Genomic DNA, 9,676 nt, shown 5'->3' on the forward strand with positions numbered 1-9,676 from the left:
TAGTTTTGCCGGCAGCGGTGGTTCGGTCAGTGGTTCGGGCGACATGATCACGGCCAGTAACCAGACTATCGGCATCTCGAACTACGACGCTCCCAGCGATGTGATCACCGGTGACAACAACACGGTCAACTCCAGCTGGAGTGATGTCACGCTCAGTGGTACCAATGAGTCGGTAACAGGGACCTACGATGTGCTTGCATTGGCCGGTTCCGGTGAGTCTGTCGCAGGCGATTGGAACTCGATTAGCTTCGGCGCTGGAACCACGGCATTGGTCACCGGTAGTAGCGACACGATCAACCTGGGCGCAGGCTCCAGCCTGACAAGCAATGGGGGCGGAGGCAACACCATCTACGCGACTTCGGATGATGTCCTGTCCTTGGGCAGCACCGCGGGAACAACCTCTCCCTATATGGACACCCTGCATGTCAGCGATGACCAAAACATCACCCTGGGCAGCAACTCGACGTTCAATCTGATAGGCAGTGGCAACACGCTCAACGCGGGGGCAGGTGATAGCTTGATCGCTAGCAATGACTCGATCAGTTTCTCCGGCAACAGTGGCCTGGTCAGTGGTTCGGGCGACATGATCTCGGCCAGTAACGCCACGCTCAGCATCTCGAACTATAACGCCCCTAGCGATGTGATCACCGGCGACAACAACACGGTCAACGCCAGTTGGACGGATGTCACCCTCAATGGCGCCAATGGATCGGTAGTCGGGACCTACGACGTATTGGCACTGTCGGGCTCTGGTGAGAGTGTCTCGGGCGACTACAACGCTATCAGTCTCGCTGCGAGTACCAAAGTGTCGGTCAGCGGTACTCAAGACGTCGTCACCGGCTCGTCTGGAGCAATCACCCTGACGGGCGACAATAGCAGTCTCGTTGTGCATGGTGATAAAGATAACTTCTCTGCGACCGGTACCAATGACCGAATCATCGATGACCGTGCTGACGGCACGTCGGTGATCTACAACTGGAGCGGCAGCGGAGTTGAGGCTGACACTGTCTATTCAGGCGCTGGCGGTTCTGGCGACATCATCGGTGGCTACGGTTACACCGGTGCCGGAGATGGGGAGGACCTGCCTGGCAGCTACGGCGGTGGGGACGATGGCGGCGGATACGGTTTTGCTGGCACGCAGTCCCTCGTGTCCGCTCGGGGCGGGGCCAATATTGGTTCTATCGCGCAATACGATCTGAGCCACGGCAATTTCTCATCTGCCGAATCGGCAGAAGCAGCTCGGCAGCAGGCGGTGAGCACTGCTGCGCTTACGCCTACCGTGGGCTCCGGTTCTGCCGTTCTTGAAGGCGCCAAGTGGGACCAGCAGGTCATCACCTGGAGCCTGGCGGATGGCGCGGGAACACAGGCTGCTCCGTTCTCCGGCTACATGGGCGGTTCCAAGGAGTCTGTCGTGCAGACGGCCTTTGGCGCTTGGGCCAACGCCATGCCAGGTGTCACGTTCGAGGAGGTTTCCGACTCCTCGCAGTCGGATATCCGGATCGGGTTTGGTGATTTCGATACCGCCAATACCGGTGTTGTGGGCTACACCAGCTATCAGGCTGATGAAGGCCAGATGGAATCCGATGTCGTTGTTCGAGTAGAGGATCCGACGCAGGATGCACTGACCACAGGTATCGATGGGCAGCAAACCTACGCCGGTACTGATGCCACGCTTTCCCAGGTGCTGCAGCATGAAATTGGTCATGCGCTGGGCCTGGCAGACAACGCCGATCAAAACTCGGTGATGAACTACCAGCTCACGGCCAACAACCGGACGCTGGACCGCACGGACCTGGTCGGTATCGGTTCACTCTATGGCGCCGGGGCAAGTACCTCACCAGTTGGCGGCAGTGGTGTGAGCCAGTTGATTCAGGCCATGTCGACGTTCAATGCGGATGCAGGAGTCGCCGACACCACCTTGCTGCCACCCACCTTGGCGAACAACAACGTGACCTTGAGCGCATCCGCACACGCGGCCTGATTGCGCGACCCACGTCATTTCCATCAAAGCGATATAAAGCTCCTGGCTGCGAGTAGCAGCCAGGAGTATCGCCTGTCAGCACACGGTGATTGCGGCTTGTGACACTTGAAGACCGCCAACGCCTAGGGAGACACCTTGGCTACTCAGTTTCATGCGATATCAGGTTTACCGCGCTCGGGGTCGACACTGCTGTCGGCGCTGTTGCGCCAGAACCCGCGTTTTTCGGCGGCGATGACCAGCCCGGTTGCCGTATTGGTCGGCTCCGTGCACGGGAAAATGTGCGGCGGCGAATTCGGTGGTTTTTTTGATGACAGCAAGCGTGCAACGATCCTGCGCGCTGTTGTCGAGTCTTACTACGCCGATAAAATCGGCACGTTGTCCGACAACCCGGTTGTCTTCGATACCAACCGCACATGGACGGGGCGGGCAGCGTTATGGGGGGCGATGTATCCCCAGTCACGCATTATCTGTTGTGTCCGCGACGTCGGTTGGATTATCGACAGCGTCGAACGAATGCTCGCCAAGAACCCCTTGCAGTTATCACGCATGTTCAAATTTCAGCCGGGTAGTTCGGTCTATGCCCGGGCGGAAATCCTGATGAATTCGGACAGCGGCCTGATTGGATTGGCCTGGAGCAATCTGCGTGAAGCCTGGTTTGGCGAGCAGGCGAAGCGCTTGATCCTGGTACCCTACGATCACTTGGTCAAAGAGCCGCAGCGTACCCTGAGTCGGCTCTATGCCGAGTTGGGCGAGCCCTTGTTTGAGCACGATTTGCAAAACGTGGAGTATGACGAGCCGGATTATGACGCCCATCTTGGCATGCCCGGCTTGCACGCAGTACGCAAAAATGTCGAATTCCAGGCACGCAAACTCTGCATCCCACCGGATATTTTTGCCCGATATTCAACGACCGGCTTTTGGAACAATGCCGAACTCAACACGCATGGCGTGACGATTCTGTGAGCGTGATGGGTTCAGAAAGCATGCTGAAAATTCGTAAAGCCCTGTCGTTCAATCTGGGGGCGAGCATCACTCTTCTTCTCGGTACAGGCTCGGTGCTTGCGGCAGGGTTCGGCCCTGCTGATCCATTGCGTCAATTTGATAGCGTCCCTGTCACTGCGGCCAATCACATGTTCGATTCGGCACCGGCGGCAGACGGCTGCGTGGACAATTCGAAGATGGATCTGACCTTGCTGGACATCGTTTCCAGTGCCTTGTGCCACAACCCCAAGACTCGGGAAGCCTGGGCCAATGTCAAAGTGCAAACCGCTCAGGTCGGTGTTGCTAAAGCGGCTTACCTGCCCACCTTGAACGGCACGCTACAAGAGGCGAAGGACAGTTCGACCAGTCATGGCACCTCGGCCAATCCGTTTGTTGTCCAGTCCGACAGTCGTTACCAGAATGCCGCGTTGACCTTGAATTGGGTGCTCTACGACTTTGGTGCCCGCTCGTCGAGCCTTGACGCTGCCCAGAGTAAGCTCGCATCCGCATTGGCCGGGCAAGACAGTGCGCTGCAGACGGTCTTTGCCAGCACCGTCAAGGACTACTACGCCGCTTTCGTTGCGCAGAAAAACCGGCAAGCCACACAACATATCGAAGCCGATGCGAAACAGGTATTGGACGCGGCCACGCTCCGGGTTCGCCATGGTGTGGCGGCGGTCAGTGATCAGCTACAGGCCCAGACGTCTTATTTCCAGGCCACCTTCAACCGTAACAAAGCGGAAGGGGACTGGAAGACCGCGTTGGGGCAGGTGGCTATCGATATGGGGCGACGTCCTAATCTCCCATTGCATCTGCTGGGTGAAGATGACGTGACGCCACCTGACACGAGGTTTGAGCAGTCGGTCGACGAGTTGTTGCAAACGGCCCAGCAGCGCCATCCTTCGTTGATCGCCGCCCGAGCGGAATTGACGGCGGCGCAAGCGAACGAGGACATGATCAGTGCGCAAGGCAGGCCAACAATCAGCTTTGTCGGCAAATACAGCTACGACAACCAGCCACAGAGTTCCGGTGTCGGTCAGCAGTTCCTGGGGGAGACCGTTCGGGACCGCTCCATGGCGATTCAAGTCAGCATCCCGCTCTTCGAGGGCTTTACCCGGACCTATCAGGTCCGAGGTGCGCAGGCACAAGTTGAAGGCAAGGAAGCAGCCTTGAGCGATGCCGAGCTGCAAGTGGCGTCCAGCGTCTGGTCGGACTATCAGACCTTAAAAGTCGGCACTGAAAACGTGCGGACCAGCCAGGAGATTCTTGACAGTGCCAAGCAGGCCTTCGATGCGGCGCAGGCGCGCTATGCGAAGGGTGTGACAGGTATCCTTGAGGTCATCACCACCCAGACAGCGTTGGCCAACGCCCAGCAGCAACAAATCAGCGCTGTGGCAGGGTGGCAGAATGCGCGAATCCAACTGGCATCGAGCTTGGGCAGTCTGGACTTGAGGAGTCTGAACTTGACGCCATGAAGCAGAGCGGTGTGTTTGCAGTGAGGGTTGAGGCTCAGGCCAGTATCTCAAACTCTCGCTTTGTTCCGAATAGGGGCAGTACGTGAAGCGTTTTTTGGCTTTCAGCCAACGCTTGTGCAACTGGAATTCGGAGTCATCATTTGTCTTTGTCAATGGGAAAAACATAGAGCTGACCCATCTCGGAAAGAACCTGCTGACATGCCAGTTCAACGGCGTTGTGTTGTGCGCTGCGCGTTGCTCGGACGCTACCAGTTGCATCGCATTGGAACGGTGGCATTCAGATAGCTGTTGTAGGACTGGCTCAATATCTGTGAGCGGTGGTCTCGTCTGCAAATCCACACAATCCTACCGGTTACCATTTGATGGCCGCCAGGACTGCAGCACTACCAAGACACTTCTTTTTCCGAAAGTGCTCAAGCGGTGGTCGACGAGATTGTGGAAGCCGATGGCAATGCTCGTTTTTGGTCAACAGATGTATCGGACGAGGAGGCTATCTCGGGAGCGTTCAGAAGCGTGTATGAGCACTTTGGGCGGTTGGATGTACTCGTTAACAACGCCGGGATCATTGGCCCCTCGGATCCAGCGAATAGAATCCAGCTCAGCGACTGGGAAAGGATCATCAGGGGCAACGTCACCGGCCCGTTCCTGTGCACCAAGCACGCAATCCCCTACCTGCGCCACTCGGCCGCGGCAGCATCATCAGCCCCAGACTGGCGGCGGGCCGTGGCAGCTTTACTGCCATGGAACACAGCCAATCGTCAAAATGGGTAGGCAGGTATTGCGCCAGATTCTACCAGCAGTACCTAACGCAGACTCAGGATCAACGAGTGGATCGTTTATCAGACTTTCTGCTTCGTGTGTTGGTGTAAGTCAGATTGGCCGCCTTTGCGATGTCTTTGGCGATCGAATCAAGACTGGGGTAAATGAAGCCTTCATTGATGCCTAATTTTGCCAGGCTGGCCAAGATCGCTTTGGTAGACGTGTACGGGATGAAAATCTTTGAGATGAGATCTTGTAAATCGGTGTAGTAGTCAAGTGCTGCGATTTGCGCACCGTGAAGTGTGAACGTACCGCTCTGGGCCCGGATTCGGGTTGTCATGTGGGGGGCGGTGATGCATACTGGTAGCGTGGTGGTGTCTTTTTCAACGGGATTGATATATTTGTCCCAGATTTCTGCGTGTGACGCGATATCAATCGTCTTGGACTGCAAAACCGTTTTCGCATTGATCTTCGTGGGCTCAATGGCAAACACCGCGAAGCCTTCCTCACTGAAATTATCTTCCTCAAATCTCTCGCATTCAGCTTCTCCATCGCCTTCCCGTACTTGAGCGCCCTGGGCTGCAAAATACAATGCCACTAGGGCATTGGTAGACCAGTCGAGCAGTCTCGTCGGTAAGCCATGATGCTGAGCGATGAACATCCATTCGAATTCATTGGTGGGTTGCTGCTCCAGAAATGGCCTGCCTAGCTGCTTGAAGTCCTGCAGCATTTTTTCGGAGTTCGGGCCAGAGAATACCCCTCCACTGCTGATTCTTACTGCCGTGTCGTCAATCTCTTGGCCAAGGTGGTCGTGAGACTGATTGATATTTCGCAGTGCGCCGGGTATGAGCTGGTGGCTGGCATTCGATTGGCCGCGGAACCACAGTGAATTGGGTTCTTCAGGTTTCAAGCTATCAATGATGCCTACGAATTCTACGAGCGTCCTAGCTGTATAGGTTTTCACATTAGCCTCTTGGGATTTCGATTTTTGGATGTGCCATCTAATGCTACACGAGCAGCTCTGTTGCGCGCATGACCTATGCCGAAGTGAGGCTAGGGATAGGGGAGGAGCACGAAGCCTGTCATTAAAGCAGGATGCTTTACGTGATCGCAATCAGAAGGGGGGGCTCTGCCGCGCCTGAACTCTTCACGAATCCAGGCTGGTACAGAGGTCATTTGAGCTGGGCGATCAGTGCTTTCGCCACGACTTCGGAGCTTGCCGGATTCTGCCCGGTGATCAGCTTGCCATCCTCGATTAAAAGCGCGACAGGCGCTCTTATGACGGCTTAGGGAAGCCGATCCTCACAATTCGCAAACTGCCCCTGCCGCTCCAGGTGCTTGTGCTGGAAAGCCATATGGAAATCTACGCTTCCACTCATTCACGGATACCGAGGATGACGCTATGTGGTCTCACTTTCCTCGCCGTACATGCGTAGTGCTTTCCTGAGCGTTTTGCGGACATGTTCGCGCAGATAGGTAGGTTGCAGCACCTCGATCTCGTCAGCGTTACTGATCAGGAACAGGCGCAGCCCCTGTGTGTCTTGGATGGAGCAGTTCAATATAGCTCCCGCTTCGGTAGGTTTGATCTTTTGTGTTTCGCTCAGCCGGTTTTCAGTGAGCCGGTTCAAGAGATTTGGCTCCAATCTAAGCATGAGACCGATCTCATCTTGGCCGTGGACGGTCATGAGGTCTCTCTGCACAGCGAATGAATCGAAGCGGTAATCCTCCGGGTCGGGAATATCCAAAAAGTGTGTGTTTACACTTACCACGCGATGCAGCATCAGCACGCAGGTCATTCCAGGGCCATTGCTGCTGTATTTGCCACGCGCAGCTCCTGGCTCAGGGGATTTGCCGCTTGGCCACCGTTCTGACTCAACGTAAGCAGAGAGGTAGATATTGGAATCCTGGAATGAGAGCGCAAGCGGCTTCAGCACATAGGTGCATTCCACGTCCTCGGCATCACGCGGCTTGTACACCATGGTGAGGCTATGGCCAGCCAACAAAGCGGATTGAATGATACCCAGGTGGGCTGGATCGTAGGCCCCTGGGAGGAGGGTCATGAATCGTGTGCCGGACGTGATGCGGCCTTGCGCAAGCAGGTCTTGCGTTGAGTTCCGAGTGACTACGCCCAACGCATAGTCACGCAGCTTGACCAACTGCTTGGTCACAAGCTTGAAGCCGAAGCGCTCAGAATGCTGCAGCATCGCGAGGAGGGTCATCGACTCGGTCGGCGTCAGTACCAGGTCAAGGCTCACATTCCTGTGCAACCTCCATTGAAATGACTTTTTACCTTTGGGTTTCTCACCGACGACCTGCTCATCTTTGGCCAAGGCTCGCAGATCACGCAATGTGGTTTTGATGTGGGGGATTTGCTCGGCCCATTCAGTTTGCAGGGCATGCAGTTCCTCGGTCGTCAGCGGAGTTCTCGCACGGTGCAAAATCTTCGTCAGCGTTCTGCGGCGCAAATCTTTCGGCTTAATTTCGCTCACGGCAGGTACTCAGGGACAAAAAGTGTCCCTATGGTGCTGCAGTATCGCTTTGCCAGCAACGAATTCCGGACATTACCCTGGAGTGCCTATGAAAACCAAAGTGACCAGTCGCATCTATCCCCCATACAAACAACGCGCTGAAGTTAAAGACTTCATCAAGTGGCTCGCCCAGCATCTTGGTTCGAACCAGCTGCTCAAACATGAGTACGTCAACCGGAAAACGGGTAAGCATTGGCAGTTCGTTGACCTGTACGATGCCTATCAGCAGTACGAATGGCATCATCCCGGTGTTCCCCACCTGAAGGTGAGCGCTGGCAGTTGCGCCAAGACCAACGCGAATGCCTTGAATGCGCTGAGCGTCGATCTCAGTGTGGCAAACTGCGATGCCACCATGCTGCGAGGAGCGAAAGCTACGATGTCCTGGGGTGGCGTGTCGGCGCACAACAATCAGTGGCTTGAGGCCAATCAGAAAGGCTTGGCCAACACGGTTGCACAGGTCGCACAGGTGCTGCGTATTGGGGATCTCGACAGCCCTCAATTCCAGAATAATCTTCGCTTCAACGCGGGCATGACCAAGGTGTATTCGCTGGTCTGCCAGGACTTCATCATCTACGACAGCCGCGTAGCAGCTGCTTTGGGCATGCTCGTCATCATCTTCTGTGAGGAAAAGGGGTTTAGTGCTCTTCCTGATGGCCTGCGTTTCCCCTGGGCTCCCGCGAAGGAGGGCGAGAGCGCCGCTGTCCCTAAGCGTCGTAATCCAAGCAAGGGCGACGCATTCAAATTCCCGGGCTTGCGACGCGGGCACCATCACGCGATCTGGAACATGCGCGCAAGCTGGATCTTGAGCCAGGCATTGGCCCACCAATCGGCGGCGAGCAGCCCTTTCCTCGGCGGTGGTGCAAACGCGCTGCGTCGGCTCGAAATGGCGCTCTTCATGATGGGGTACGACCTCGGCATCGCAGCGTGAACAACCATGAGTACGTCGCCTGACATCAAAGCATTGATCATCGATCTCATTGGACATGGCGTGTTGGACGCAACGCTCAGGGCGCTACTCACCGAACGATCGCCGAGCCTGGCCGCGGGTGACATCGATGAGGCACTTCTGGAGTTGCAGCGTCAGGGTGTGATCATTGGCGCCGGCGGAATGTGGCTACCAGGAGATGCTGAAATCGCGGAGTGTTACAACCCCGCGATTGTGGAGCAGTTGCTCAACCCGGGGGAGTTCGTGGAGGTCGATGTCGATGAGCTGATCGCGGAGCTTGAAGCCATGCTCGTGAAGGCTCGAAGTGCCAAGAGCTAAACGCAGCTTCTGGAGGGTCAAGCGCCGCCGCCTGAGCTCAGAGATACGCTTTTCGAGAGGTCTAGGGATTTGATCCTGAGGTCACGCTTTCTCTTGCTCAGCGAAGCACAGCTCAGCTTGCGAGTATGGGGCAGTAGACCTTTCCAAGCGGGATGGGATGACCCGGGTTGGGCGGACATCTGAGACCGAGCTGAGGCCAAGGCTCTTGAGCGCACCCATTGCCTCAAGGTCTGCAATGTCGGCTTCGAGGTGCTGCACCGGGGTCTTAACGGTCTGGCCGCTTTCCACGCTCAACGTGAGTGTGAACAGCGTTAATGGACTGAGCCCCAACGCGCCACTGATGGCCGTCAGCTTATCGATGGTAGGGCTCGATCGCCCCTGCTCCAGTTTCGACATATAAGTCCGACTAGTGGAATCGGCCATGTGCTTCTGGGTCAGCCCGCGGCTGACGCGCATGGCTTTCAGGACAGCTGCAAAGCCTGTTTTGAGCGACATAGATGCTCCTGGCCAAAGCGAGGTGAGAGAAGCTTTCCACGCACGCTTGAAGCGGCAGAAAGCCCTGACATAGAGCATCAGAGAGTATCACGAGTGCCCCGGTAGCCTGAGCCTATGGCGAATTAAAATCGGCATGCGTAAAGCATGTCGTTGGATATTTCTTTGCGCGCTCCATATTTCAGGTACAGGTTTC

The 9,676-nt window shown here is 56.1% G+C and carries 9 protein-coding genes and 1 pseudogene; 6 read left to right on the top strand and 4 right to left on the bottom strand.

From position 1 onward, the window contains the following. The 4 genes from M5B96_RS31970 to M5B96_RS32960 all read left to right on the top strand — a co-directional run. Positions 1 to 1,981, top strand: a 1,981-nt coding sequence (locus tag M5B96_RS31970; protein ID WP_248801121.1) for a matrixin family metalloprotease, incomplete at its 5' end; no start/stop codon positions are given. 135 nt (positions 1,982 to 2,116) lie between these two features. Then, positions 2,117 to 2,944: a sulfotransferase family protein gene (locus tag M5B96_RS31975; protein WP_248801123.1), complete on the top strand. Its 828-nt coding sequence runs from the start codon at positions 2,117 to 2,119 to the stop codon at positions 2,942 to 2,944. Positions 2,945 to 2,964: 20 nt separating this feature from the next. After that, positions 2,965 to 4,437: a TolC family protein gene (locus M5B96_RS31980; protein WP_248801126.1), complete on the top strand. Its 1,473-nt coding sequence runs from the start codon at positions 2,965 to 2,967 to the stop codon at positions 4,435 to 4,437. A gap of 375 nt (positions 4,438 to 4,812) precedes the next feature. Then, positions 4,813 to 5,208 (top strand): SDR family NAD(P)-dependent oxidoreductase, encoded by a 396-nt coding sequence (locus M5B96_RS32960; protein WP_412548678.1) that lies wholly within the window; start codon positions 4,813 to 4,815, stop codon positions 5,206 to 5,208. Positions 5,209 to 5,257: 49 nt separating this feature from the next. Here the strand turns inward: M5B96_RS32960 and M5B96_RS31985 are convergent, their stop codons facing one another. From M5B96_RS31985 to M5B96_RS31990, 3 genes and pseudogenes are all read right to left on the bottom strand, one after another. Beyond that, positions 5,258 to 6,160, bottom strand: a complete 903-nt coding sequence (locus M5B96_RS31985) for an FRG domain-containing protein (protein WP_248801128.1) — start codon at positions 6,158 to 6,160, stop codon at positions 5,258 to 5,260. Positions 6,161 to 6,368: 208 nt separating this feature from the next. Then, positions 6,369 to 6,455: pseudogene (locus M5B96_RS32630) on the bottom strand (type 1 glutamine amidotransferase domain-containing protein); the annotation flags it as partial. 141 nt (positions 6,456 to 6,596) lie between these two features. Beyond that, positions 6,597 to 7,685 (bottom strand): helix-turn-helix transcriptional regulator, encoded by a 1,089-nt coding sequence (locus M5B96_RS31990; RefSeq protein ID WP_248801130.1) that lies wholly within the window; start codon positions 7,683 to 7,685, stop codon positions 6,597 to 6,599. A gap of 88 nt (positions 7,686 to 7,773) precedes the next feature. On the opposite strand from M5B96_RS31990, the gene M5B96_RS31995 reads away from it, so the two are divergent. Together M5B96_RS31995 and M5B96_RS32000 are read left to right on the top strand one after the other, a co-directional pair. After that, positions 7,774 to 8,652, top strand: a complete 879-nt coding sequence (locus tag M5B96_RS31995) for a hypothetical protein (protein WP_248801132.1) — start codon at positions 7,774 to 7,776, stop codon at positions 8,650 to 8,652. A gap of 6 nt (positions 8,653 to 8,658) precedes the next feature. Beyond that, positions 8,659 to 8,988 carry a hypothetical protein gene (locus M5B96_RS32000; protein ID WP_248801134.1) on the top strand — a complete coding sequence of 110 codons (330 nt, stop codon included), beginning with the start codon at positions 8,659 to 8,661 and terminating at the stop codon, positions 8,986 to 8,988. An 81-nt stretch (positions 8,989 to 9,069) separates the two neighbouring features. On the opposite strand, the gene M5B96_RS32005 is transcribed toward M5B96_RS32000, so the two are convergent. Beyond that, on the bottom strand, positions 9,070 to 9,483 hold the full coding sequence (locus M5B96_RS32005; RefSeq protein WP_248801136.1) for a helix-turn-helix domain-containing protein: 414 nt from the start codon (positions 9,481 to 9,483) through the stop codon (positions 9,070 to 9,072). Positions 9,484 to 9,676 lie beyond the last annotated feature (193 nt).

This window comes from Pseudomonas sp. MWU13-2105, from assembly GCF_023242315.1.
In the GTDB taxonomy this organism is placed as follows: Bacteria; Pseudomonadota; Gammaproteobacteria; order Pseudomonadales; family Pseudomonadaceae; genus Aquipseudomonas.

Coding starts and splice junctions, on each gene's coding strand:
- M5B96_RS31980 (WP_248801126.1), top strand. CDS start 2,965: ATGCTGAAAATTCGTAAAGCCCTGTCGTTCAATCTGGGGGCGAGCATC.
- M5B96_RS31995 (WP_248801132.1), top strand. CDS start 7,774: ATGAAAACCAAAGTGACCAGTCGCATCTATCCCCCATACAAACAACGC.
- M5B96_RS32000 (WP_248801134.1), top strand. CDS start 8,659: ATGAGTACGTCGCCTGACATCAAAGCATTGATCATCGATCTCATTGGA.
- M5B96_RS32005 (WP_248801136.1), bottom strand. CDS start 9,483: ATGTCGCTCAAAACAGGCTTTGCAGCTGTCCTGAAAGCCATGCGCGTC.